Genomic DNA, 24,182 nt, shown 5'->3' with positions numbered 1-24,182 from the left:
TGACCTCAGCCCCCGCCCCGATCAGCCCTTGACCGCGCCGGTCAGCGCCTGGACGAACCGGCGCTGGCCGAACAGGAACACGCCCAGCACCGGCAGCGTCGTCAGCACCGTGCCCGCCATGATCGCCGGCCAGTCGGCCCGGTGCTGGCCCTGGAACGACGTCAACCCCACCTGCACGGTGTAGTTGGCGTCCGAGTTGATCGCCACCACCGGCCAGAACAGGTCGTTCCAGGCGGTGATGAACGTGATGACCGCCAGCGCGGCCAGCGCGGGCCGCGCCACCGGTAGCACCACCTTGAAGAACACCCCGTACCGCGAGCAGCCGTCGATCCGCGCGGCCTCCTCCAGCTCCCTCGGGAAGGACTGGAAGAACGAGGTCATCAGGAAGATGCCGACCGCCGAGCTGAGCTGCGGCACGATGAGCGCGCCGAGCGTGTCGGTCAGCCCGACCTTGTTGAAGATCAGGAAGGTCGGGATCACCGTGAGCTGGAAGGGGATCAGCGCGGTGGCGATGACCAGGACCAGCGTGATCCTGGAGCCGGTGAACCTGATCCTGGCGAACGCGTAGCCCGCCAGGCTGCAGAGCGCCAGCTGGGCCAGCACGATGGCGCCGGACACGATCACGCTGTTGAGGAACCAGCGGGGGAAGTTCGAGCCGTTGAGCACCGTACGGTAGCCGCCCAGGTCGATGCCCTCCGGCCAGAACGGCGGCGGGAACCGGTTGAGCTCGCCCTGGGTCATCACCGAGCTGAGGATCATCCAGACGAACGGCAGCACGGTCACCACCGACATCGGCAGCAGCACCAGATGCCACTTGCTGGGCAGGCGGAACCTCTTCACGCCATGCCTCTTCACGCCAAAGCTCCCTTCCTGCGCGCGATCAGGAAGCCGCCGATGATCAGCACAAGGGTGCCGACGAACAGGACGTACGCCACGGCCGCGCCGTAGCCGGCCGTGAAGTAGTTGAAGGCGAGCTGCCAGATGTAGTAGACGATCGTCACGGTCGCGTTGGCCGGGCCGCCCTTGGTCGTGGTCATGACCAGGTCGAAGAACTGCAGCGCGTCGATCACGCCCCAGACCGTGAGGAAGAGCGTCATCGGCCGTACGGACGGCACGATGATGTGCCGGAACGTGGTCCACCGGCCCGCCCCGTCGATCGAGGCGGCCTCCAGGATCTCCTTGTTGATCTCCTGGATCGCGGCCAGATAGATCACCACCGCGAACCCGAACCGGGTCCAGAAGAAGATCAGGGTGAGCACGAACATGGCCTGCGAAGGGCTGCTCAGCAACCCCTGCACCGGCAGCCCGAGCTTGACGAACAGCCCGTTCATCAGCCCGAAGTCCCGGTCGAAGATGTAGCCCATCAGCAGCCCGGCCGAGGTCGCCGAGGCGATGTAGGGCACCAGGAAGCAGGTCCGGTAGAACCCGATCCCGCGTACCTTCCTGTTCAGCAGCACCGCCACGAGCAGGCCCGCGATCAGCGACGCCGGGATGTAGAGCACGACGAGCAGCCCGGTGTTGCGCAGCGCCTGGAAGAAGACGGGGTCCTCCAGCAGCGCCCGGTAGTTGGCCAGCCCCACGTTCCGCCCCGGCGTCTGCAGGTCGGAGTCGGTGAAGGACAGCGCGAGCGCCCACACCATCGGGACCAGCGAGAAGCCGAGGATGATCAGCGAGGCGGGGCCGGCGAAGGTCCAGCCGGCGACGTTCTCGGCGAGTCTGCGGCGGTCGCGTGGCTGCCGGTGGCCGACGGCGGCCCGGTCCAGGGCCGGCGCGGTGCTGTTCACGATCCTGGTACGGCGAGCGCCGCGTCGGCCTTGGCGGCCGCCTCGTCCAGGGCCGTCTTGGGATCGGCCTTGCCGAGCAGGGTCTGCGCGATGGCCTCGGCCACGAACGCCGACACCCGCGGATATCGGGTCGTCGGCGGCCTGACCCGCTTGGCGTTGGTCAGGTTGGTGGAGATCACCTCGATGCCTGGATATTTCGTGAGGTAGTCCTGGTAGCCGGGCAGCTTGGTGATCGACTCGCGGATGGGCAGCGAGCCGGTGTCCTTCATCCACTCCAGCTGCTGTTCGGCCGCGGTCAGCCAGGTCAGGAACGTGGCGGCGGCCTTGACCCGCCGGTCGTCGTGCTTGAACACCACCCAGTTGTCGGGTCCGGAGACCGTCTCGTGGTTGCCGTTCGTACCGGGGAGCTGGGCGACGCCGTAGTCGACCTTGGCGGCCTGCAGGTCGGGCAGTACCCACGGCCCGGCCAGGAACATGCCGAGCCGGCCCGATTCGAAAAGCTTCTGGCCCTTCTCGGCCGGGCTGGAGTCCAGGTAGAGCGACTTGTCGTCGATGGCCATGCCACGCAGCAGGCCGAGCGCCTGCTGCCCGGCGGCGGAGTTGAAGACGGCCTTCTTGCGATCGGGGGAGAGCACGTCGCCGCCCGCCTGCCAGACCAGCGGCCACAGACCCCAGACGGCCTCTTCGCCACCGCTGATCGCCCAGGTGGTGCCGAAGGTGCCGGACCCGGCGTCGGTGGTCTTCTTGGCGATCGCCCGGAAGTCGTCCCAGGTCCAGTCGGGCTTCGGGGCCTCGATTCCCGCCTTGGCCAGCAGCTTCTTGTTGTACAGGACCACCATGTTGTCGACCACCGCCGGGAAGCCGATGACCTTGCCCTCGACGGTGGCCGCCTCCCGCTCGCTGGCCCAGAAGTCCGCCCAGCCGACGGCCGGATCCTTCGCGTACTGCGTGAGGTCGGCCGTCTTCGGGTTCCTGGCCAGGTTGGGCGCCCAGGACCCGTAGAGATAGGCGATGTCGGGATAGGCGTCGGAGGTGAGCGCGGCGGTGAGCTTGGGCAGCATGCCGTCGGCGGTCGCGGCCCCGGACTCGAGGCTCACCTTGATGTCCGGATGGGCTTGGTTGAACTGGGCCACCAGCTTCGCGATCGATTTGGCGGCGGCGTCCGACTGGCCGTCCCAGACGGTGATCCGCACCGGGCCGCCCGCCTGCTCACTCCCGGCCGCCGAGCCGCAGCCGGTGGCGAGCAGGGCGATGCCCGTGACGGTGGCCAGGGCGCGCCTCATCGGACGCCCTCGGGAAGGAGGTCGCCGTGGGCGGCGATCATCTCGTCCACGAGGTCGTGGATCTGCTGGAGGGTGAGCGTGGCGGCGGCGTTCGGGTCGAGCATGGCCGCGTGGTAGACGTGGTCGCGGCGGCCTTCGAGCGCCGCCCGTACCGTCAGGTCGCCGACGTTCAGGAACGTCTGGTTCAGCGCGGCGAGCTGGGGCGGCAGGTCGCCGATCCGGGTCGGGCGCATCCCCGACCGGTCGACCAGGCAGGGCACCTCGACGCAGGCGTCGGGCGGCAGGTTACCGATCAGCCCGTCGTTGCGTACGTTGCCGTGGACCACCCTGCGGGTGCCGGTCTCGATCGAGTGGATGACCTCGGAGGCCAGCTCCATCGCGGGCTCGATCTCCACGCCCTCGCCGGCCGCCAGGCGCCGCTTGGTCTCCGCGTAGGTGTCGAGGTTCTCCTCCGACCAGCGCAGGTAGATGTCCACCGGGATGCGGAAGTGCGCCACCTGGTCGTCGTGGTGCAGGAACCAGGGCAGGTATTCCGAGCCGTGCTCGCTCGACTCGGTGGGGAAGTAGCCGAAGCGGCGGTACATCTCCACCCGCACGGTCCTGCGCAGGTCGGGATCCCGGGCGATCACGTCGTCGAGCGCCGGGTACAGGTCCTGGCCACCGTGCTCGAACCGCAGCACGAACGCCTGGTGGTTGGCCCCGGCCGTGACGAAGGAGACCTCGTCCTCGGGTACGCCCACGAGCGAGGCGAGGCGCGCCTGCGTGTCGCGCACCGAGTGGCAGAGCCCGACGACCCGCTTGAAGGGGGTGCCCTGGTAGACGGCCCGGGGGATCATCGCCATCGGGTTGGTGTAGTTGAGCAGCAGTGCGTCCGGCGCCAGCTCGGCCAGGTCGTTCCCCAGCCCGACCATCACCGGGATCGTACGGAGCGCGCGGAAGATGCCGCCGATGCCGAGGGTGTCGGCGATCGTCTGGCGCAGGCCGTAGCGGCGCGGGATCTCGAAGTCGACGCGGGTCGCGGCGTGCCCGCCGACCGCGATCTCGTTGATGACGTAGTCGGCGCCGTCCACGGCGGCGCGGCGGTCGAGATGGGCCTCCACCTTGGCGCCGAGGCCGAGCGCGGCGACCATCCACTCGGCCATGGCCGCCGCGGTGGCGAGCCGCTCGGGGTTGATGTCATGGAGGACCAAGGTCGAGTCCCCCAGCTCGGGGAAGGTCAGGATGTCGGAGAGGACGTTTTTGGTGAATTCGACGCTGCCGGCGCCGATGAAGACGATGCGTGCCATCGGGCTCTTTCCCTCCACGGACCACGGCGGGCGTGAGGGCCCGCTGCGTGCGGCGAGTATAGCCATCCATCCACGATGCAGACTAGCATTCCGTTATGCGGAAAGCTCTGGGGAGAACCGCCTGGTGGGCGTTGCACGCCTTTTGTGAGGAATTCTCGACATCGAGACAAGATTGACAACGTATGATCTTGCCCTATTTCCTTGAGGCCGGAATAGCATTCCATCATTCGGAATAGAAGGTGTGAGTATGGTCAACCTCCGATCGTTCTTCACCCGGTCCGCCGTGGCCGCGGCGCTGGTCATCGCGCCGGTGGCGGTCCTCGGCGCAGCCGAATCGGCCGCCGCCGCCACGACCACTTCCACCGCCGACGCTCGTGCGGCGATCTGGAAGCCCCCGCTGCAGAGCCGCTGGCAGTACCAGCTCCAGGGCAACTCCGCCTACCCCGCCACCGGCGGCGTCAACGTCGACATCTGCCAGGTCCCGCAGACCGGGGGCGCCTGCGTGAAGCCGACGGTGTTCGACATCGACCTCTACGCGGACGCCGATGTGGTGGGCAACAACACCACGCTCAACACCGCCGCCGTCTCGGCCATCCACGCGAAGGGTGCCAAGGCGATCTGCTACGTCGACGCCGGCTCGATCGAGGAGTACCGGCCCGACTACCAGACGTTCGTCGACTGGGACAACAGCCACGGCAATTCCCTGCTGGGCAAGCCGTTCAGCGAGGAGTTCCCGAACGAGCGCTGGGCCAACATCAACAACGACAAGGGCCAGCGGAACTTCCTGCTGACGATGATGGCGGCCCGGGTCGACAAGTGCGCCCAGGCCGGGTTCGACGGCGTCGAGTTCGACGTGGTGAACGCGCACGAGGAGGGCAAGTCGGTCACCGGCTGGACGGTCACCCCGGCCACCCAGCTCATCTTCAACCGGGCCCTGGCCGCCCTGGGTCACGCCAAGGGCCTGTCGGTGGCGCTGAAGAACGACCTCTCCCAGGTGTCCGACCTGGTGGGCGACTTCGACTACGCGGTCAACGAGCAGTGCTTCGAGTTCGACGAGTGCGGGGAGCTGACGCCGTTCATCCGGGCGGGCAAGCCGGTGTTCCAGGTGGAGTATCTGACCTCGCCGTCCGGCTTCTGCAGCAAGGCGGCCACGCTCAACGTCAACGCCATCAAGAAGGCGACCGACTACTCCCTCAAGGATCTGCCCTACAAGCCCTGTAGGTAGCCGGGCGAGGTGGCCCCGTCGGGGGTGGGGCCACCTTTCCGTGAAACAGAACGCTGTTCCGGGCTACCTGCGGTTCATGAGCAGGCGCCAGGGGCTCGTGGAACCTGCGGACCTTTCCGAATAGCAGAATGCTCGTGCGCATAGCGGAACCAATGCTACGTTCGGAGCCGAGTCGCGACAGTGGAGGGCCTCATGCGTGGACTGGCAGGGAAGCGGGTGCTGATCAGTGGTGGCAGCAGCGGCATCGGCGCCGCCACCGCGCGCCGGTTCCTGGAGGAGGGCGCCCGGGTCGTCCTCGGCGGCCTCGACGAAGCCGAGGTGGACCAGGCGGTGACCGAGCTGGCTCCGCTGGGCGAGGTGCACGGGCTGGCGGGCGACATCAGCTCGGAGGGCGACGTCGCCCGGCTGGTGGACGGCGCGATCGCGACACTGGGCGGGATCGACGTCCTGATCAACAACGCGGGCATCGCCTGGCGCGAGCCCTTCCTGGAGATCACGCCCGACCACTGGGACCGGATCGTGTCGGTGAACCTGCGGGGGATGTTCCTGGTCGCCCAGGCCGTGGCCAGGCATCTGGTGGCGCGCGGCGCCGGCGGAGTGATCCTCAACATGTCGTCCACGAACGGGCTCGGCGGCGAGGCCGACTACGCGCATTACAACGCCTCCAAGGGTGGCGTGCTGCTGCTCTCCAAGACCATGGCCGTGGAGCTTGGAAAGCACGGCATTCGCGTCAATTCCCTTTGTCCCGGATATATCAAGACTCCATTGAATTCCACCATCTCAGCCGGGCTGGCGGACGATTTCGTATCGGCGTACGAGCGTGACCACATCCCGCTCGGCCGGGCCGGGCTGGCCGAGGAGGTCGCGGCCGGATACGCCTTCCTGGCCTCGGACGACGCGGCCTTCATCCACGGCACCGAGCTGGTCATCGACGGCGGGCAACTCGCCATCATGTGAGCACTTTTCTCGCTGATCGCGGCTGAATCGCCGTTAATAATTCGTGTGGACTTTCCGATGAATTCGCGATCTCATATCCCCGCCGGTGTCGCCGAGCGGGGAGAGATGAATGCGGAGAATAGTGGGCATCGCCGCGGCCGTCGCGGTCACGATCGGCCTCGCCGCCGTGCCCGCAGCCACGGCGGCGAGTGCCTCACCGCAGCCCGTCGAGATCACCCGTTTCCTCGGCGAACAGCGGCTGCCGTACAAGATGTCCTACGCCGGCACCACGGTCGGTGGCCTGTCCGGACTCGATCGCGACCCGCTCACCGGCACCTGGTACCTCATCTCCGACGACCGCGGGCGCTACGGCCCGGCCCGCTTCTACACCGGGCGACTCGCCTTCGACTGGAGGACCGGCGCGTTCACCGGCGTGCACCTCACCGGTGTCAACACCTTCCTGCGCCCCGACGGGAGCACCTACCCGCCGTACGGCGAGCCCGGGTCCGCCGATCCGGAGACCATCCGCTACGACCGGTGGACCGACCGGCTGCTGTGGGGTGACGAAGGTGACCGTCCGGACGCGGGGCACCCGGACATCCCGCCGTCCGGCCTGTACGTCCACCGGGCCGACGTCCAGGGACAGCAGATCGGCGAGCTGTCGATGCCCGCCAACCTGCGCATGACCGGCACGGACACCGGGCCCAGGCGCAACTTCGGCATCGAGGGCCTGGCCATCACCTCGCGCACGATCACGACCGCCACCGAAGGCCCGCGTTTCGAGGACGGGGAGCCGCCGACCGTCGAGCACGGCGCGGCGGCCCGCCTCACCGTATGGAGCCGCTTCAGGAGCAAGCCCAGCGCCCAGTACGTCTACCCTGTCGACCCCCTGCCCACCGCTCCTGTCCCGCCGACCGGGCAGTCCGACAGCGGGGTCTCGGAGCTCCTGGCGATCGACGAGCACCGGTTCCTGGCTCTGGAACGCACCTGGCTCGAAGGCGTCGGTTACCGGGTGAAGCTGTACGAGATCGACCTGCGTGGAGCCACGAACGTGCTGGCCAGGAACAGCCTGACGACCGGCGGGCCCTACCGGGCGGTCTCCAAGCGCCTGGTCACCGACCTCGATGACATCCGGACGCCGGTACAGAACCTGGAGAGCCTCGCCTGGGGACCACGGCTGCGCACGGGCGAGTGCACGCTGGTGATCGGGTCCGACGACAACTTCTCCGCCGAGGAGACGACGCAGTTCCTGGCGTTCGCCACCCGGAGCTGCTGAACCTGCTCGAACTCGCTTCGCAAAACGGTGAAGCGTCGCGGAGGGTCTGGTCGCCCGAACTAGCCTGACTTTTCATGACGTACCGGCCGCCGCAACAGCCACCGTATCCACCCCACCACCAGCAGCAGTTCAACGCCCCGTATCCCCCGCAGCAGCAACCCCCCGCCTTCGCCCCGCCTCCCGTGGTGATCGACGTCGGCGGGGACGCCAAGACGAAGGCGTTGATCGGCGGCTCCGTGGCCGGGGTCATCGGGCTCATCACGATCGTGTCGTCGCTCACCGGCCAGGTCAGGGGCGGCACCGGGACCACTGTCGTCGCCGTGCTGTTCGGGCTGCTGTTCCTGGCCATCGGGGCCCTCCCGATCATCACGTGGCGCAAGCTCAGCCGCCCTCGCCGGCTGGTCTTCGACGGTTATGGCGTGCGCTGGGACGATCCCCAGGGCAGGCCGTGGTCGGCGCCGTGGGCCGAGCTGTCGGGGGTGGGCATCTCGCGCACCCAGCAGCGCCGGGTCAAGCTCGCCGACTACATCATGCGCAAGGTGATGGTGCGCCTGGATCTCTTCCCGGCCGACCCCGGGTTTCGCGCTCGCCACCCGGAACTGGAGCACCTGTGGGAGTTCCACACGGTCAAGAACGGTTACCGGCTGCCCCTTGGCTCCAACCCCAAGTACATTCCGGTCATCGAGCGGGCGATGCGGCAATATCGTCCCGCGGCCTACCTGGGGATCCGCGACGAGGGGTTCATGGTCGGCCTGGTGTAGGGACCGCAATGTCTCTCTGGAGGGACCCCCTTTCGGGGAGGGGAGGAAGACGGTCCGTCGGGCTGGGGTCTCTGGACGGCCTCAGTGCGGGCGGGAGAGGCGGCGGGCGGCCAGGAGGAGGGAGAGCAGGCCGACCCCGGCGGTGACGGCGAGCTCCATGAGGACGGGTGAGTGGACGGCGGCGGGCTCCGGCCGCGCGAGGTAGGGGGCGATGGTCCGCCGGAGCAGGTCGATCACGTAAGTGAGCGGGTTGGCCATCATGAGAGCGGTCAACCAGCCCGGCAGGCCCGCGATCGGGAACAGCGCGCCCGACAGGAACACCAGCGGCGTCAGCACGCACCCCAGTGCCGCGTGGAAGGACGGTGTCGGGGAGATGACCACGGCCAGCAGAGCGACGAACGCGGTCATGGCGAACGCGATCAGCGCCATCTCGGCGACCAGGGCGAGCATCAGCTCAGGCGCGTACGGGATGTGCGCCACCCCCGCCAGACCCAGGACGAACACGCCCTGACAGGTGGCCACCGTGGCGGCGCCCGCGCACCGGCCCGCCAGCAGGCTCACCCGATGGACGGGCGCGACCAGCATCTCCCTGAGGAAGCCCGCCTCGCGGTCGACCGCGACGGAGGCGCCGATGGCGATGGCGGGCGCCTGGACGGTCATCAGCAGTACGCCGGGAAACAGGTAGGTGAGATAGCCGTCACCGCCCGGGAGCATGGCGCCGAGCCCGGTGCCGAGGACCAGCAGGTACACGACCGGCTGGACCAGGGTCATGATCAGACGGGCGGGGTTGCGGACATAGTGGAGCAGTTCGCGCTGCCAAACCACGTGGGCGGCCCGCGTCTCCCACCAGAGCCGGCGCAGGAGACGTGACCAGAGGGAGGGACGGGCGTCCACGGTCACGGCCACACCCCCGGACGTGCCGCGCCGTCCAAGGTCCGGCCGGTGTAGCGCAGGAACACCTCGTCGAGGCTGGGACGGCGTACCTCGATCGAGTGGACGGGCACCCGCAGCACGGTGCACACCCAGGGGATGGCGGTGGCCGCGTCGGTCACCTGGACGTACAGGCCGTCAGGTCCCCACGCGCTGGACAGGCCCAGATAGTCGGACAGCGTGGCGGCCGCGGCCTGGTCGTCGCCGGTGCGCAGATGGATGCGGTCGGTGCCGATCAGTCGCTTCAGTGCGGCCGGTGAGTCGTCGGCGACCACCCGGCCCCGGTCGACCATGGCGATGTGGTCGCAGTATTCGGCCTCCTCCAGGTGGTGGGTGGTCAGGAACACGGTGATGGCCCGGCGATGGCGCAGCTCGCGCAGGTGCTCCCAGATCTCCGCGCGGGCCTGCGGGTCCAGGCCGACCGTGGGTTCGTCGAGGAACAGCACCCCCGGCTCGTGCAGCAGCCCGCGGGCGATCTCCAGCAGGCGTCTCATGCTGTCGGACAGGGTGCGTACCAGCGTGTCGCCGCGGCCGGTCAGGCCCACGAGGTCCGCGGCCTCGGCCACGCGGCGGCGCGCGTCGTGCTTGCCCAGGCCGTAGAGGGTGGCGTGGAAGGCGAGGTTCTCGCGGACGGTCAGGTCGGCGTCGACGGTCGGCTCCTGGAAGACCAGCCCGATGCGCCGGCGTACTTCCTTCGGGTCGTCGCGCACGTCTATGCCCGCGACGAGGGCCCGGCCGCCGCTGGGCCGCAGCAGCGTCGACAGCATCGAGATCATGGTGGACTTGCCGGCCCCGTTGGGCCCGAGGAAGCCGAACATCTCCCCGGCCTCGACGTTCAGGCTGATCCCGCACACAGCGCGCATGCCCTGGTAGGACTTGCGCAGCGAGCGGGTGTGGATCGCCCCCGGCCTCATGGGGCGGTCGGGGGGGCCGCGACGGTCATGATCGGCCGGTAGTAGCCGGCCGGGTAGGGCTCGCCGACGGGCTGCCCGTTCACCTGTACCCAGGCGTGCGCGCGGAACGGCTCCACGCGCACCCCCGCGCACCAGGTGGGCCAGGTGCCCCGGAGCCGGCACAGGATGGCCGTCGCCAGCGAGCGCTGCAGGCAGGCGGGCCCGGCGCAGCGCGCGCTCACGGCGACCACGTCGTCCCTGGCGGCCAGGGCCTGCGCGGCGGTGGCGGCGACGGCGCCGCGCCGGATCACCCCCAGGACGCGCCGGATGCGGTACGGCCTGAGCCCGGCCAGTGGCCGGGCCGCGGCGACGGCAAGGAGCGCCGCCGATGTCCTGGCCGGCGAAACCCGAGCGCGTGACTCGGAGGTCATCGGGTGGCTCACGGCATCACCAGTCCGGCTCGGCGCAGGGCCGCCAGCAGGTCGGCGACGTCGCGGTCCGCCTGCTCGACGGACAGCCCCGGGTGGTTGCCGGTCAGCCTCTTGGACACCTCGCCCGGAGAGGCGCCGCAGAGCAGGGCGCGCAGGACCAGCGTGGCGGTGGCGTTGAGCTGCCAGTAGCGGCCGGTGTGCTCGTCGAGCAGCACCATGCCGTCGATGGAGTGCGCGGCGGACACGCCGCCGCGCAGGCTGAAGGGCATCAGGAGTCTCCCGTGGTCATGGCCGGCATCCGGTGTGGGGTCAGTGAGCGCAGCCATATCTCGCAGGCGAGCGTCTGCGACAGGGGTTCCATGACGTGCGGCCGCGGGTGCACGCCGAGCAGGGCGGCACGCAGGGCGCCGGTGTCGATCAGCCCGAGCCGGCCGAGCTCCGACGCCTCGAACAGCTCCAGCACGCTGTCACGATGGCGCCGCCAGCCGGCGTAGAAGTCGGCGCCGTACTCGCCCTTGGTCGAGCGCTCGAGCATCTCGGCCGGCACGACGCCGTCCATCGAGGCCGCCAGCAGCGGCTTGTAACGGCCGAGGCCGGCGCGCTCCTCCGGGCGTACCGACAGGGCGGCCTCGATCACGGCGTCGTCCAGGTACGGCGCGGCGTACGGGAGACCCAGGCGGGAGGTGGCCTGGTCGATCTGGCGCAGCCCGGCCCCGCCGGTGCGCGCGTAGAGCAGGGTCTGGTGCTGGGCGCGTAGCGGCGACAGCGGCGCCGGGCGCGCGGCGGCGATTCCGGCCAGTACGTCGCGGGCCGCGTGCACGGCGCAGGCGGTGGCCCAGGGCGGCATGCGCAGCGGCGGTCCCCAGGCCATCGAGTAGGGGTCCGCGGCCGCGGGCGTGGTGCTCAAGTCGGTGACGCAGCGCTCCAGCCAGGCCGGGTGGTCGGTGCGGTCGGCCAGCGCCCGCAGCATCCGCCACCAGGAGCTGCGCCAGCGGGCCCGGCGGGCGCGCAGGTGCGCGGGCGCCGTGAACGGCCGGTCTCTGACCAGGTCGTGAAGATAGGGCGGAAGTGCCGAGAACAGCTCGTCGCCGCCGACCCCCATCAGGTGCAGCCGGGAACCGGCGGTGCTCAGCCGCCAGGCCAGGTCGGCCAGCCGTGCCGCGTCGCGTACCCAGCCGGAGGGTTCCTCCATCGACGGCTGGGGCTCGGTCAGCCCGGCGAACCACAGCGGGAGCTCGTCGCTGCCGATGACGTGGTGCGTCGCATCCGGCAGGCCGGTGGCCGCGCGGAAAGCCCAGGCCGGGTCGTCGTTGCCGGGGTCCATGCCCTCGCAGTGCACGGTGATCAGGCTTGCCCGGCCGCGGGCGGCCAGGAAGCAGAGGCTGGTGGAGTCGATGCCGCCGGACAGGTCGGCGCTGATGGTGCCGCCGTCGGCGGTGCACGCGTCCACGGCGCCGGTCAGCGCCTCGCGGAGCGCCGTCGCCCCCTCAGCCAGGGGCAGGGCCGGTTCGGGTGGGTGCCACCAGGTGCGGATGCCGGTCATGCCGGTGGGCTCGATCAGCAGCGTACGGTCGGGCGGCAGGCAGCTGACGTCGCGCCACACACCGAGGTCCTGCAACGGGCCGACCACCCCGCTCGGCAGCAGCCGCGTGGCCAGCACCCGCTCGTCGATCCGCCCGCCGGTCGCCCACGCGAGCACGTCGGAACGGCTGGCGGCCACGGTCACACCGCGTACGCGGGCATGGAACACGCGGCGGACGGCCGAGGCGGTGCCCCGCACCGCGACCCTGCCGTCGATCGAGGCGACCAGGTGGAAGCTGCCCGTCAGCCCCGCGACGACCTGCTCGATCCGCTCGACGTCGGGTATCCGGGCCAGCCGCAGGGCCAGGTCAGTGGCGGTGACCGGGCAGCGCCCGATCACCGCCACCCGTGCCGCTCCCGCCGCCGCCAGACGGATCTGGTGGCCGGGCCAGTCCCCGATCAACCACGGCCGCCCGGAGGCGTGGTCGATCACCTGACTGGCTCCAGGAAGCAGCACGCCTGCCGCGGCAAGACCGGCTTCACCGTCGGGGAGGACGGCGAACCACATCTCACCTAGCACCGATGCTCCCGCCCGTCAGCCGGAGAACCACTGGAACGGCTGGGGGGCCCAATCAAGGACGAAGCCTGACGGGAAACCACGCGTCAGGTCGGCGAAATCGCCGACTTCGGCCAGGGCCGGCGGCTCGTACGCGGCTGGTGTGTACATGACCTTCTCCTTTCAGAGATGATGTCGGTCACGCCCATGTCTATCTACCTGGCACTGTCACTGACAGTAGCTATTCGGTTACTAATAGCGATGACCATGGTCACGGTTTCTGTGCTGACCGGCTACTGGCCCCCAGATGGCTGGGGACGGGCACGCAGAGGGGTCAGTAGGGACGGGCACGCAGCGGGGGTTGGGGACGGGCGAGCAGCGGGTTGGGGACGGGCACGCAGCGCATCTCGCCGCCGTCGGCGCCGAGCCAGCGCAGCAGCAGGTTGGCCTTGGCGGGCACGTGGCCGGCGGCCAGCAGGGTGCGGACCTCTAGGTGGTCCGCCGCGTACCCAGCGAGCAGATCTCTGGCCCGCGCCCACAGCTCGCCGCCGAGGCCCGGGTGACGCTCCTCGATCGCGCCGACGATCTCCCAGAGATTGTTGGTCACCAGGCAGTAGACCAGCCGCTCCCAGCCGTAGGCCGCGCTGACGCCCGGTGTCGTGTCCGGGTGCCGGTCAGCGACCAGCTTGACACCCTCGTGGTCACGGAAGATCACCTGCGCCGGGGCGCCGGTGGCGTCCACGCCGATCAGTACGTTCTGCAGGTGGCACTCCAGGACCACACCGTGACGCAGGTACGCGTGCAGGACCGGTGGTACGACGTGCTCCAGGTAGCCCTGCCACCAGGCGAGCGCCCGGTCCTCGTCGAGGCCGTCGAGCGGGTTGCCGGGAAAGCCCTCGCTGACCCCCGCCGCCAGCAGCGCCGTCAGGCCGGGCCGCAGGTGCGCCCCCAGGCCGTCGCGCACGACCACCGCCAGCGCCTCGCCGCCGTCGCCATCGCCGAGGTCCACGGTGCGGTAGCCCCGGTCGGAGAGTACGGACGGTCTCGGCAGGTGGGCGGGCAGGTCGTCGAAGACCTCCCGCAGCCGGCGGTCGACCGAGGTGAGTTGGCGCAGGTCGCGGGCCCAGAGGCGGCGGACGTCGTTCGTGATCCGGACGTCGAGACTGAACTTGCAGAACAGGTCCACGTCGGGCAGGTACACGGTGCGCAGCGAAGAGGTGGGCACGGCCATGGCGGTGGTTTCGCCGAGATAGCGCAGTCGGCCGTCCCGAACGGCGGCGGTCTCGCCCAGGTTCTGCAGCCGCCCGTCCCGCAGGGCGGCGTGGCCGCCCAGCAGCTCCAGTTGCCAGGGATGGGCGGGCAGCAGGAGGCCGCCATCGGGCGGCTGCGGTCCAAGGACGTCCAGCGCGGTGGCGTCGCCCTCCTCCAGCACGATCTCGGGCGCCAGCCCGAGCAGGATCAGCGGGAAGCGGGCGCGGGCCTCGGGCGCGTAGGGGAGCCAGGCGTCCGGACCGAGGCCGCCACGGGCCTTGGGAGCCGGGTGGTAGCGGTGCCCGGCGACCAGGGCCTGCTCGGACCGCAGGAACAGCTCGGTGGGCTCGATGAACGGTCGGGTGTTCGACGTGGGGGTGCGCCGGGTGGACAGCAGAGTGGCGACGACGTCCCTGCTGTGGCGGATCTCGCCCGCGAGGGTGTCGTTGGACACGCCGGTGTACGCGGTCAGCTCCTCGGCGGTCAGCGCCACCAGGCGGTCCAGGGACAGGGGGAGCCAGCCACCGGGCGTGTACAGGGCGGGGTGGCCGGGGTAGCGTCCGGCGCGCACGCGCAGCAGGTGTCCGGTCGTGGGCAGACGGTAGGTCCGGTGGCCGTCGTTCTGGCCGCACTCGGGGCTGACCACTTCGCGGACCAGGCAGTTGAGGAGAGCCGTCATCGTGAGAGCGTCGGCGACGGTCACCTGTGCCGGGTCCGGCCCCTCGGGATGGTGCGCCATCGCGGATCCCTCACCACTCGTATCGGTGGTCATACACGGGGTAACTACCCGTTATGAGTATTGAATTGGAGGATCCCCCTCAAGGTCGGGCAGAAGCGGAATTTGCCGCAAAGCTGGCACAGGTCCGTCCCGGTCTGGCCGCCGCCTACGCCGAGGCGCTGCCGGGGGCACGGACCACCATCCTGGGCCTGCTCTGGCGGGGGCTGCTGTACGAGCCGGTGCCCGGGTTGGCCGGGCGGGAGGGCCCAGACGGGCGCGAGGGCGCGGTCAGGCAGGACGGCGTGGCCAGGCACGATGGCGGAGCCTGGCGTGAGAGCGCGGCCGGGCGGGTCCGGTTGGCCGATGGGCGTCTGCTCACCGGGCCCAGCCGTATGGCGTACGACCTGGGGGCGGGGGAGGACTCGGCGGTGCTGCTGGACGGGCAGGCTTACCCGCGGCCGGGCGAACTGCTGGCCGCGCTCGGGCTGCCGGGATCGGAGCGCTTCGGCGCCGATCTGGACCGCAGCGTCGCCTCCCTGGCGCTCGCGCGTGCCGGAGCCAGGCTGGGGCTGGGGACCGGGGCGGAGGAGGGGTCGCTGGAGTGGTTCGAGCAGAGTGTGGTGGACGGGCATCCGTACCATCCGTCCTGTCGTAACCGGCCCGGGGTGTCGCTGGCGGAGCAACTGGCGTACATGCCCGAGCACCGGCCCATCGTCGATCTGGATCTGGTGGCGGTGCCGGCGTCGCGGTGCGTGGTCATCGGGGCCTGGCCCGACTGGCTGCGCGACGGTGACCGGCTGCTGCTGCCCGCCCATCCGTGGCAGAGCAGGCATGTGCTGCCGGAGCTGGGGTTCCGGCCTTTCGTGGCCGGCGGGATAGCGGCCCGGCCGCTGATCTGCGTACGTACGCTCGCGCCCGTCGGCGGCGGGCCGCATTTCAAGACGGCGTTCTCCACGCGGCTGACGTCCAACGTACGGGACATCTCGCCGGGCTCGATCCGTGACAGCGCGCCGCTCTCGGCCATGCTGGTGCATCTGGCCCGGCGGCTGGGCGGGCCGCTGCGGATCACCCGCAACCTGGCCGCCGCCTGCGCGGTGGTGGATGGCGAGCCCAGTGCCGACCTGGCGGTCCTGGTGCGTGAGTCGCCGACTGAGTACGCGGGCGCGGGCGAGACGGTGCTTCCCGTGGCGGCCCTCATCGTCCGGCCCACGTCCGGCGGCCCGCCCTTGATCCACGGCGTCGTCCAGTCTCCGTCCGGCGGTCCACGCCTGGGTGCGGCCGTGGAGTGGCTGGGGGAGTTCGCGCGGCAGGCGTTGGAGGCGGCGCTGGGGCTGCTGGCGTACGGCGTGACGCTGGAGGCGCATGGGCAGAACCTCCTGGTCGTCCTGGACCGTCACGGTCGCCCGATCCGCCTGGTCTACCGGGACCTGGCCGACATACGGGTCAGCCCCGCGCGCCTGCGCCGCAACGGCCTTACGCCGCCCCCGCTCAGCGCTCGCCTCATCACCGACGATCCGGACGAGCTGCACGCCAAGCTGTTCGGCTCGCTCGTCGGCACCACCTTCAGCAGTCTCGTCTCGGCTCTCGGGCAGGGCGACCGGGAGGCGGAGGAGCGGCTGTGGGCGGTGGTGGCGGCGGTGGCCGGTCAGGTGTTCGACGACCTGCCCGCCACCGCCGACACCCGTGCTGACCGGGCAGCGCTGTTCGGCCCGGAGCTCCCTGTCAAGGCGCACACGGTGATGCAGTTCGAAGGCGGCCCCACCGGCGACCGCTGGGCCCGGCTGCCCAACCCGCTGTCGCGGACCTGACCCACGCGCCCCTCAGACGTCGAAGCCCACCGGCACCCGGGCCCCCGTGCGGGCCGACTCCAGGGCGGCCGTCACCATGGCCAGGCTTCGGATGTTGTCGTGGCACTCACCTTGCGGCGGCCGCCCAGTACGCAGCCCGGCCAGGAACTCCTCCAGCCCTTCCGCCAGCCCGCTGAACCGGGCCCGCCCCGGGTACCGATCCGGTTCGGGTGGATGTCTGCGTACCTTGTGCCCATTGGCCCCTTCCACCGTCGGCCGCCGTTCGCCGTCCCAGCGCGCCGTGCCGTGCGTGCCGGCGGCCCGCCAGCTGCCGGTCCAGGACGTCGCCTGGCCGGGCGCGGACCAGCTCCCCGTGAAGGTGTAGCGGAGCCCGCCGGTCATCTCGAAGATCGCCGTGGCGGAGCAGGCACCGGGATACCAGGTCCACGCCGGCCGGAACGACTCGCAGTAGACGCTGACCGGATCGGCCCCCGACACCGCGCGGGCCGCGTCGAACAGGTGGATCGCCATGTCCTGTAACAGCGGGTGCTCCAGCGTGTCCAGGAACGGCGGCCCCTTGTACGGCATGAAGAACTCCGAGGTCAGCAGCCCGAGCGGCCCGAGCTCGGCCACCGTCCTGCGGAAGGCCACCAGGTTCGGCAGGAAGCGGCGGTTCTGGTTGACCGCGAACAGCCGCCGCGCCCGGTCCGCCGCACTCACCATGCTCCGTGCCTCGTCGAGCGTGATCGACATGGGCTTCTCGCTGAGCACCGACACGCCGCGCTCCAGGGCGGTGACGGTGACCTCGCGATGAGCCCCGGGGACGGTGCAGTTGACGATGAAGTCGGGCTCCTCGCCGTCGAGCACGGCGGTGAGGGAGGCGCTGACGGGCAGCCCGTCCAGGCCCAGGGCGGCGGCGGAGGCGCGGGCGCGCTCCTCGGCCACGTCCACCCAGCCGACCAGTTCGGTGCCGGGATGGGCGAGCAGTTCGGGTGCCCATTGGCCGCCGATGTACCCGGCGCCGACGACCACGGCCCGCAGCGGACGGTCCTCATCGAGGGTTATGAAGGTCATGCGGCTCCTACCAGGTGATGGGGGTGTGGGCGTTCCGCAGAGGGTCGCCGACGCCGGACGCGGGGGCGGCCCACAGCACCGCGTTGGCCAGCACGCGCCGTACGTCGGGGTGGTGGTAGACCGGGTGCCCCTGGTCGCCGGGGCTGAAGTAGAAGACCCGGCCCAGGCCCCGGCGGTAGCAGCAGCCGCTGCGGAAGACCTCGCCGCCGCTGAAATTGCTGACGAAGACCAGCTCGTCGGGCTCCGGGATGCCGAACGGCTCGCCGTACGTCTCCTGCTCACCGATGACCAGCGGCCGCGGTACGCCCTCGGCGATGGGGTGGCCGGGGGCGACTGTCCAGACCAGCTCGCGCTCGGCCGCGTCGCGCCAGGTGAGCGAGCAGGTGGTGCCCATCAGTTTGCGGAAGATCTTCGAGTAGTGGCCCGAGTGCAGCACCAGCAGGCCCATCCCGCCGAGCACGCGCTGATGCACCCGCTCCACGACCTCGTCGGACACCTCCTCGTGGGCCATGTGCCCCCACCAGGTGAGCACGTCGGTCTCGGCGAGAACCTTCTCCGACAGCCCGTGCTCCGGTTCCTCCAGGATCGCGGTGCGCACCTGTACGCGGTCGCCGAGCCGCTCGGTCAGGCCGGCGGCGATCGCGCCGTGAATGCCCTCCGGGTAGCGCAGGCGTACGTCCTCCTCGCGTGGCTCGTGGTAGTTCTCGCTCCAGACGGTGACCTTGATCGGCATCCGTGTGCCTCCCCGAGGGGCCCTGCGGCCCTCTGAACGTCGTGGACCCTTTGTTGGATGGTTCTCGCCGCTATCGGGGGCGTTGAAGCCGGTTTCGGGGGAGAGGATGACCCCGATGTGCCTTTCGTGGCGATTCAACGGCCAGGTGACTCCGCTGGCCGTAAAGCACGGCCACATCCGGCCGGTGGCGGGGTCATCTGCGCTGATCCTCTTTCGCGGATGATGAGCTGAAGGTCGCAAAGCCGCATGTTGCCCAGGAGCGCCCATGTCCACGATTGAGACGCCGGAATCCCAGCAACGCCCCGCCGAGCCGCCGGTCATCGAAGAGCCGGGCCGCCGCAGGTGGGTGACCGCGGGGATCGGCTCGGCCGTCGCGCTGGTCGCCCTGGCCGCGGCCGGGTACGGCATCTTCCAGACCGTCTCGGCCAAGCCCGCCCAGCCGTACGGCGGGACGCCGCCCTGGTCCATCCCGGACGACCCGGCCCCCGGGATGAAGGCCGCCGGTCTCACCGCCGGGCCGATGGGCACCGCCGAGCACTACCACGCCCATCTGAGCCTCTTCGTGGACGGCAGGGAGGTGGCGGTCCCGGCCAACATCGGGATCGAGGGGGAGGACATGACCCCCGTACACACCCATGACGGCCGCGGCGTGATCCACGTCGAGTCCCGCGCCAAGGGCGAGGTCTACACCCTCGGCCAGATCTTCAAGCAGTGGGGCGTCACCCTCTCGGCGAACCAGATCGGCGCGCTGCGGACCGGCAACGGCAAGGTGCTCACCACTCAGGTCGACGGCAAGCCGTTCACCGGCGACCCGGCGAGCATCGTGATCAAGGCGCACGAGCAGATCTCGCTCGTGTACGGCGTGCCGGACCCGTCCTTCAGCCCGCCGACCAGCTTCACGTTCAAGGCAGATGAGTAGGAGTACTCACGCCGATCGCTGCGTCAGCCGGTAGCGCGACGGCGGGATCCCGTAGCGGTCCACGAACGCCTGCCGCAGCGTCTCGGCCGTGCCGAAGCCGCAGCGGGCCGCCACGCCGGCCATGGGCAGGGTGGTCGAGGCCAGCAGGTGGGCGGCCGCCTCCGTACGGGCCTGCCGGACGAACCGGCCGGGCGTCTGGCCCAGGTCCTTGATGAACAGCCGGGTCAGGTGCCGCTCGCTCACCCCGGCCTCGGCCGCCAGCGTGGCGGTGGTCAGGTCGGCGGCCAGGTGGCTGGTGACGTACTCGGTCACCTGCCTGACCAGCTTGTCCTCGCCCGCCGGCGCGCCGGTGAAGATGCTCATCTGCGCCTGGTTGCCGGGCCGTTGCAGGTAGGTCACCAGGGTGCGGGCGACCTTCCTGGCCAGGTCAGCGCCGTGGTCGTCCTCGATGAAGGCCAGCGTGAGGTCGAGAGCGCTGGTGACGCCGGCCGCCGTGATGACGTTGCCGTCGCGGATGAAGATGGGGTCGGGGTCGAAGGTCACCGAGGGGTGCCGGACCGCGAGGTCGCGCGCCCACTCCCAGTGCGTGGTCACGCGCCGGCCGTCCAGCAGGCCCGTCGCGGCCAGGATGCCGGCTCCCGTGCACACCGACGCGACGCGGCGGCTCTCGCGGGCGAGGCGTCGCAGGTGCGACAGGATCGGCCGGTTCTCCGCCGCCTCCTGGTGGCCGATGCCGCCGACGACGACGACCGTGTCAAGGGGGCCGGTGACGCGTTCGAGGACTTCCTGGGCCTGCAGCGTCAGTCCGGTGCCACAGGTGATGGGGTTGCCGCCGAGGGTGGCGAGCCGCACTTCGTACAGGGGGCGGCGGGCGTGGTGGTTGGCCGTCACCAGGGAGCTGGTGATGCAGGCGATGTCGAGCAGCTCCGCCGCCGCGTATCCGATGACGATGATCCGCCGTACGGTCATGGCCAGACCCTACGTCGGAAGGACCGGGACCCCAAGTTTCCGGACCTGTCGATTTGCCCGCCTTTTGGCGGGGAGACGCGGGGTGGGACAGTCGGCGCATGACACAGAGATCATGGGGCCGATTCGCCTGGCATTACGTGGAGATGGTCATCGCGATGTTCGTCGGGATGTTCGTGCTCGGCTTCCTGTTCGACGCCGTCGGGCTCGGGCTGTCGTACGACCGGGATCCCGAGCTGGCCTACCTGCTCATGGCGTTCGACATGTCCGTCGGCATGGCCGTCTGGATGCGCTTCCGGGGTCACGGGTGGGCCGGCACGCTGGAGATGTGCGCCGCCATGTTCGTGCCGGTCGTGGCGCTGTTCCCGCTGCTGTGGCTGGGGGTCGTCGACGGGATGGGGCTGATGATGGCCGCGCACGTGGCGATGTTCCCGCTCATGCTGCTGGTGATGCTGCGCCGGCGCGACGAGTACGCCCACGCGCACTGAACCGGCTGGCATTTGTAGCAAGCGTTTGGTTGGATCGCCGTATGGACGACCGCGAGATCGCCGACCGCCTCCAGATCGCCGAGGTGCTGGCCCGCTACGCCTACGCCATCGACTCGGGGGACTGGGACCTGCTCGACGAGGTGTTCACCCCTGACGCGGTGATCGACTACCAGACGGCGGGCGGCATCCGCGGCACGCGGGCCGAGGCCAAGATCTGGCTCGCCGACGTCCTGGCCAACTGGCCCGGACGGCTGCACCTGATCGGCGCCACGAGGATCGCCTTCGAGGCCGGCGAGGCCCGCGTGAGCGCGGCGTTCGCCGACACTCTCGCTCCCTCGCGCGAACTGGTCTCCGCCGACAGCAAGGGGCTGATCCAGGGCGGGGGCTGGTATCACCATCGGATGCTGCGCACCGCCGACGGCTGGCGGAGCCGCGAACTCGTCGAGGAGCAGTCCTGGCGCACCATCCAATGAGTCAACGCTGGTCGATCAGCACGGCGCCGGTGCTGCCGCGCGGAGTCAGCCTGGCCGCCTGGTCCTCGAACGGGGGGACGGTCTCGCCCGCGATCAGGGCCAGCAGCCGCTGGGCGGCGTGCGCTCCGTACGCCGGGATGTCCCGGGTCAGCGCGGTGAGCGGCGGGCGGACCACCTGCGCGAGCGGGGAGTCGTCCCAGGCGACGATCGACAGGTCACGCGGCACGTCGAGCCGCATCTCCTGGGCGACCGACAGGCCCGCCACCGCCATGATGTCGTTGTCGTAGACGATCGCGGTGGGCCGCGCCGCCGAGCTGAGCAGCCGCCTGGTCGCCCTGGCGCCCTCCTCGCCCGTGTAGTCGGTGTGCACCGTCACGTGCTCGGCCGCGCCCGCGCACGACTCCGCGAATGCCCGATCGCGTACGGCCGTGTGGACCAGGTCAGACAGTCCGGCGACGCGGGCGATGCGGCGGTGCCCGAGCGCGACGAGATAGGCGATGGTCTCGCGGATCGCCTCGCCATCGTCGGACCAGACCGCCGGCAGCGGGCCCGACTCGGCGGGATGGCCGATCACCACGACCGGCATGCCCAGCTGCTCCATGGCGGGCACCCGGGCGTCGGAATAACGCAGGTCGACGAGGAAGGCGCCGTCCGTGCGGCTCTCGCCCCACCAGCGCCGGTAGACCTCTATCTCCTGCTCATGGTCGGCGACCACCTGGAGCATCAGGGCGTACGAGTGGTCCGCGAGCTCGCCCTCGATGCCGCTGATGAGCTCCATGAAGAACGGCTCGACGCCCAGGAAGCGCGCGGGACGGCACAGCGCGAGCCCCACGGTGTGGGCCCTGGCGCCGTTCAGCGCGCGGGCGGCGCTGTTGGGCCGCCAGCCGATCTCCTCGGCGATGGCGACGATCCTCGCCCGGGTGGCCTCCGACACCCCCGGCTGACCGTTGAGCGCGTAGGAGACCGCCACCTTGGAGACTCCCGCCCGGCTGGCGATGTCGGCGATCGTCGGTCTCTTCACGAAACCCTCCTGTGAACCGGTTATCTTCCCAAACTCTAGGTCACCTACTCCAATTGTCAGTGGCCCCGTCAAAAACGCTTATCCGGTTCAGTCAGAAATAGTTACTCGGCAGAGGCATAGCGCGGCAGGCTCCCCGGCGTCTGAGGGCTGATATCAACCCTTTGGAGGTGATCGTGGACGCTGCGGACGAGCAAGGCTTCCGCGAGTTCGTCTCTGCGCGCTCTCCCGCCCTGATGCGGCTCGGCTTCCTGCTCACCGGTGGTGACCAGCACGGCGCCGAGGACTTGGTCCAGACCGCACTGACGAAGCTGGCGGCGAAATGGCAGCGGGTCGAGGCGCCCGAGGCGTACGCCAGGCAGATCATGTACCGCCAGCAGGTGAGCTGGTGGCGCGCGGCCAACCGGCGCGGCGAGATCGTCCAGGCGGCCCCGCCAGACCTGCCGGGAGCGGACCGCACGCACCAGAGCGAGCTGCGCATGGTGCTGCGCGGCGCTCTGGCCAAGCTCACCCCGAAGCAGCGCACGATACTCGTGCTCCGCTACTTCGAGGACCTGCCCGACCACCAGGTCGCCCGCGAGCTGGGGTGCTCGGTCGGCACGGTCAGAAGCACCACGCACCGATCACTTGCCCGGCTCCGGCTGATCGCCCCCGAGCTGGCCATGGAACTGGAGGCCGCGACATGAGCCGACTGCTTCGCGACACCCTGGAGGAGTGGGCCTCGGAGGCGCGGGTCCCGCACGTCCTGGCGGACCGGGCGCTACGGAGGCGCGCCTGGCTGCCCATCGGCGCGACGGTGCTGGCGGTCGGGCTGGCGGTGGCCGTCGCCGTGTTCGCCTTCGGCCTGCGGGGCGACAACACGACCGTGCGCCCGGCGACCGACGGCGTGAGTGTCCCGGTCAGGCCGACGGTGACCTCGACCGACGTACGCGGCGACGAGGAGAACGCGCCGCCGCGGAAGCTGGTCGCGGCCGGGAACGTGGCCTTGTCCGCGTACTACGTCACCAAGACCGAGAAGCTGGAGGGCAACTGGGTACGGGACCGGCGCGTCTGGTCGCTCTACGACCCGCGCGATGACACCTATGAGCAGACCCCCTGGGCCTGGGTGGACGTGGCGCCGGGACTCCAGCTCGCCGCGGTGGTCGGAGGCGACCTGATCGGCAAGCAGGTGGGCATCCTCGACATGAACACCCGGCAGGTAAAGGCCTGGATCGGGCTGGAGCACGCCGTCGGGTCCGTGGTCTGGTCGCCCGACGGCACCAAGGTCCTGGCCACGGCCTACTCCGAGTACCCGGAGCGGTGGCAGGTCTTTGGGAAGGACGCCAGGACGATGACGATGCCCAAGTCCACGCGGATCGGCTATTACGTCATCGACGTCGCCACGGGTAAGGCCGACTACCACGCGCGCGAGCCGTTGGATGACAACGCGTCTCCGGGCAACATTGGCGCGCGCCAGGACCTCGGCTGGAGCCTGGACGGGTCGATGCTCTGGGAGCCCACCGACACCATGCCGGACAAGCTCTGGCTCGACCTCGACGGCGAGCGGCGGGAGGCGCCGGCCGATCGGTACGTCGATTACACGGGCTGGTCGAAGGTCTCGCCCAACGGCAAACTGGTTCTCGGCCCCAACGGCCTGCCGACCCGCATCACCGACCAGTCCGGAGCGGTCGTCGGCGAACAGAAGGTGCTCCAGCTGCTCGCCTGGGCCGACAACGACAACGTGGTCGCGCTCGGTTGCGCGAGGAAGTGCGGGAACGAGTTCGACAACGGTCTGGTGCTGGTCAGCGTCGACGGCTCCCGGGTGACCCGGCTCACCGGTAGCCATGACAGGAACAACGACCCCTGGAACTGGGTCCTCACGCCCAGAAACTAG

Annotated in this window: 25 protein-coding genes; 10 read left to right on the top strand and 15 right to left on the bottom strand. The window is 70.3% G+C overall.

Going from position 1 to position 24,182, the window contains the following annotated elements; translation table 11 throughout:
• Positions 1–21: 21 nt before the first annotated feature.
• Genes AB0B64_RS09675 through AB0B64_RS09660 form a run of 4 tightly spaced genes read right to left on the bottom strand, consistent with a single transcriptional unit; the run spans position 22 to position 4,353 of the window.
• Entirely contained in the window at positions 22–840 is an 819-nt protein-coding gene (locus AB0B64_RS09675) for a carbohydrate ABC transporter permease (protein WP_358176090.1), read from the bottom strand.
• A gap of 11 nt (positions 841–851) precedes the next feature.
• On the bottom strand, positions 852–1,784 hold the full coding sequence (locus AB0B64_RS09670) for a sugar ABC transporter permease (protein ID WP_358176087.1): 933 nt from the start codon (positions 1,782–1,784) through the stop codon (positions 852–854).
• Positions 1,781–3,067, bottom strand: coding sequence for an ABC transporter substrate-binding protein (locus AB0B64_RS09665; protein WP_357938986.1), 1,287 nt, complete (start codon positions 3,065–3,067; stop codon positions 1,781–1,783). Before AB0B64_RS09665 ends, AB0B64_RS09670 begins: the two co-directional genes overlap by 4 nt.
• Entirely contained in the window at positions 3,064–4,353 is a 1,290-nt protein-coding gene (locus AB0B64_RS09660; protein WP_358176084.1) for an alpha-glucosidase/alpha-galactosidase, read from the bottom strand. Before AB0B64_RS09660 ends, AB0B64_RS09665 begins: the two co-directional genes overlap by 4 nt.
• A gap of 247 nt (positions 4,354–4,600) precedes the next feature.
• Here AB0B64_RS09660 and AB0B64_RS09655 point away from each other — a divergent pair, with 247 nt between their 5' ends.
• From AB0B64_RS09655 to AB0B64_RS09640, 4 genes are all read left to right on the top strand, one after another.
• A complete protein-coding gene (locus tag AB0B64_RS09655; protein WP_358176081.1) occupies positions 4,601–5,578 on the top strand; it encodes an endo alpha-1,4 polygalactosaminidase in 978 nt (325 codons plus the stop codon).
• Between the two features lie 192 nt (positions 5,579–5,770).
• On the top strand, positions 5,771–6,535 hold the full coding sequence (locus AB0B64_RS09650) for an SDR family oxidoreductase (protein ID WP_357938992.1): 765 nt from the start codon (positions 5,771–5,773) through the stop codon (positions 6,533–6,535).
• A gap of 109 nt (positions 6,536–6,644) precedes the next feature.
• Positions 6,645–7,790 carry an esterase-like activity of phytase family protein gene (locus AB0B64_RS09645; RefSeq protein ID WP_358176078.1) on the top strand — a complete coding sequence of 382 codons (1,146 nt, stop codon included), beginning with the start codon at positions 6,645–6,647 and terminating at the stop codon, positions 7,788–7,790.
• A gap of 74 nt (positions 7,791–7,864) precedes the next feature.
• Positions 7,865–8,551: a hypothetical protein gene (locus tag AB0B64_RS09640; protein WP_358176076.1), complete on the top strand. Its 687-nt coding sequence runs from the start codon at positions 7,865–7,867 to the stop codon at positions 8,549–8,551.
• Positions 8,552–8,632: 81 nt separating this feature from the next.
• Here the strand turns inward: AB0B64_RS09640 and AB0B64_RS09635 are convergent, their stop codons facing one another.
• From AB0B64_RS09635 to AB0B64_RS09605, 7 genes are all read right to left on the bottom strand, one after another.
• Complete coding sequence (locus AB0B64_RS09635; RefSeq protein WP_358176073.1) at positions 8,633–9,451, bottom strand: ABC transporter permease; 819 nt, start codon at positions 9,449–9,451, stop codon at positions 8,633–8,635.
• Positions 9,448–10,395 carry an ABC transporter ATP-binding protein gene (locus AB0B64_RS09630; protein ID WP_357939000.1) on the bottom strand — a complete coding sequence of 316 codons (948 nt, stop codon included), beginning with the start codon at positions 10,393–10,395 and terminating at the stop codon, positions 9,448–9,450. The genes AB0B64_RS09635 and AB0B64_RS09630 overlap by 4 nt, the downstream gene beginning before the upstream one ends.
• A complete protein-coding gene (locus tag AB0B64_RS09625; RefSeq protein WP_358176070.1) occupies positions 10,392–10,817 on the bottom strand; it encodes a lasso peptide biosynthesis B2 protein in 426 nt (141 codons plus the stop codon). Before AB0B64_RS09625 ends, AB0B64_RS09630 begins: the two co-directional genes overlap by 4 nt.
• Positions 10,814–11,074: a lasso peptide biosynthesis PqqD family chaperone gene (locus AB0B64_RS09620; RefSeq protein WP_357939004.1), complete on the bottom strand. Its 261-nt coding sequence runs from the start codon at positions 11,072–11,074 to the stop codon at positions 10,814–10,816. Before AB0B64_RS09620 ends, AB0B64_RS09625 begins: the two co-directional genes overlap by 4 nt.
• A complete protein-coding gene (locus AB0B64_RS09615; RefSeq protein ID WP_357939006.1) occupies positions 11,074–12,906 on the bottom strand; it encodes an asparagine synthase-related protein in 1,833 nt (610 codons plus the stop codon). Before AB0B64_RS09615 ends, AB0B64_RS09620 begins: the two co-directional genes overlap by 1 nt.
• A gap of 15 nt (positions 12,907–12,921) precedes the next feature.
• Positions 12,922–13,053 carry a lasso RiPP family leader peptide-containing protein gene (locus AB0B64_RS09610; RefSeq protein WP_357939008.1) on the bottom strand — a complete coding sequence of 44 codons (132 nt, stop codon included), beginning with the start codon at positions 13,051–13,053 and terminating at the stop codon, positions 12,922–12,924.
• Between the two features lie 163 nt (positions 13,054–13,216).
• The gene (locus AB0B64_RS09605; RefSeq protein ID WP_358176067.1) at positions 13,217–14,872 is read right to left on the bottom strand and encodes an IucA/IucC family protein; all 1,656 of its coding nucleotides are present in this window, start codon (positions 14,870–14,872) and stop codon (positions 13,217–13,219) included.
• A 53-nt stretch (positions 14,873–14,925) separates the two neighbouring features.
• Between AB0B64_RS09605 and AB0B64_RS09600 the strand changes: the two genes are divergently transcribed.
• Positions 14,926–16,659 (top strand): IucA/IucC family protein, encoded by a 1,734-nt coding sequence (locus AB0B64_RS09600; RefSeq protein ID WP_357939012.1) that lies wholly within the window; start codon positions 14,926–14,928, stop codon positions 16,657–16,659.
• Positions 16,660–16,671: 12 nt separating this feature from the next.
• Here the strand turns inward: AB0B64_RS09600 and AB0B64_RS09595 are convergent, their stop codons facing one another.
• On the bottom strand, positions 16,672–17,712 hold the full coding sequence (locus tag AB0B64_RS09595) for a Gfo/Idh/MocA family oxidoreductase (RefSeq protein ID WP_357939014.1): 1,041 nt from the start codon (positions 17,710–17,712) through the stop codon (positions 16,672–16,674).
• Between the two features lie 7 nt (positions 17,713–17,719).
• Positions 17,720–18,445 (bottom strand): ThuA domain-containing protein, encoded by a 726-nt coding sequence (locus tag AB0B64_RS09590; protein ID WP_357939016.1) that lies wholly within the window; start codon positions 18,443–18,445, stop codon positions 17,720–17,722.
• Positions 18,446–18,710: 265 nt separating this feature from the next.
• Here AB0B64_RS09590 and AB0B64_RS09585 point away from each other — a divergent pair, with 265 nt between their 5' ends.
• Positions 18,711–19,364 (top strand): hypothetical protein, encoded by a 654-nt coding sequence (locus AB0B64_RS09585; protein WP_357939018.1) that lies wholly within the window; start codon positions 18,711–18,713, stop codon positions 19,362–19,364.
• A 6-nt stretch (positions 19,365–19,370) separates the two neighbouring features.
• Here the strand turns inward: AB0B64_RS09585 and AB0B64_RS09580 are convergent, their stop codons facing one another.
• Complete coding sequence (locus AB0B64_RS09580) at positions 19,371–20,333, bottom strand: GlxA family transcriptional regulator (protein ID WP_357939020.1); 963 nt, start codon at positions 20,331–20,333, stop codon at positions 19,371–19,373.
• A gap of 98 nt (positions 20,334–20,431) precedes the next feature.
• On the opposite strand from AB0B64_RS09580, the gene AB0B64_RS09575 reads away from it, so the two are divergent.
• Both AB0B64_RS09575 and AB0B64_RS09570 read left to right on the top strand, forming a co-directional pair.
• Entirely contained in the window at positions 20,432–20,818 is a 387-nt protein-coding gene (locus tag AB0B64_RS09575) for a hypothetical protein (protein ID WP_358176064.1), read from the top strand.
• 41 nt (positions 20,819–20,859) lie between these two features.
• Entirely contained in the window at positions 20,860–21,291 is a 432-nt protein-coding gene (locus AB0B64_RS09570) for a nuclear transport factor 2 family protein (protein ID WP_357939024.1), read from the top strand.
• A 1-nt stretch (position 21,292) separates the two neighbouring features.
• Here the strand turns inward: AB0B64_RS09570 and AB0B64_RS09565 are convergent, their stop codons facing one another.
• Positions 21,293–22,312, bottom strand: coding sequence for a LacI family DNA-binding transcriptional regulator (locus tag AB0B64_RS09565; RefSeq protein ID WP_357939026.1), 1,020 nt, complete (start codon positions 22,310–22,312; stop codon positions 21,293–21,295).
• A gap of 173 nt (positions 22,313–22,485) precedes the next feature.
• Between AB0B64_RS09565 and AB0B64_RS09560 the strand changes: the two genes are divergently transcribed.
• Positions 22,486–22,995: a SigE family RNA polymerase sigma factor gene (locus AB0B64_RS09560; protein ID WP_357939028.1), complete on the top strand. Its 510-nt coding sequence runs from the start codon at positions 22,486–22,488 to the stop codon at positions 22,993–22,995.
• Positions 22,992–24,182 (top strand): hypothetical protein, encoded by a 1,191-nt coding sequence (locus AB0B64_RS09555; RefSeq protein ID WP_358176061.1) that lies wholly within the window; start codon positions 22,992–22,994, stop codon positions 24,180–24,182. Before AB0B64_RS09560 ends, AB0B64_RS09555 begins: the two co-directional genes overlap by 4 nt.

The organism is Nonomuraea sp. NPDC049129 (assembly GCF_040648495.1).
Lineage (GTDB): Bacteria > Actinomycetota > Actinomycetes > Streptosporangiales > Streptosporangiaceae > Nonomuraea.
This window is presented reverse-complemented; position numbering and strand designations above follow the sequence as displayed.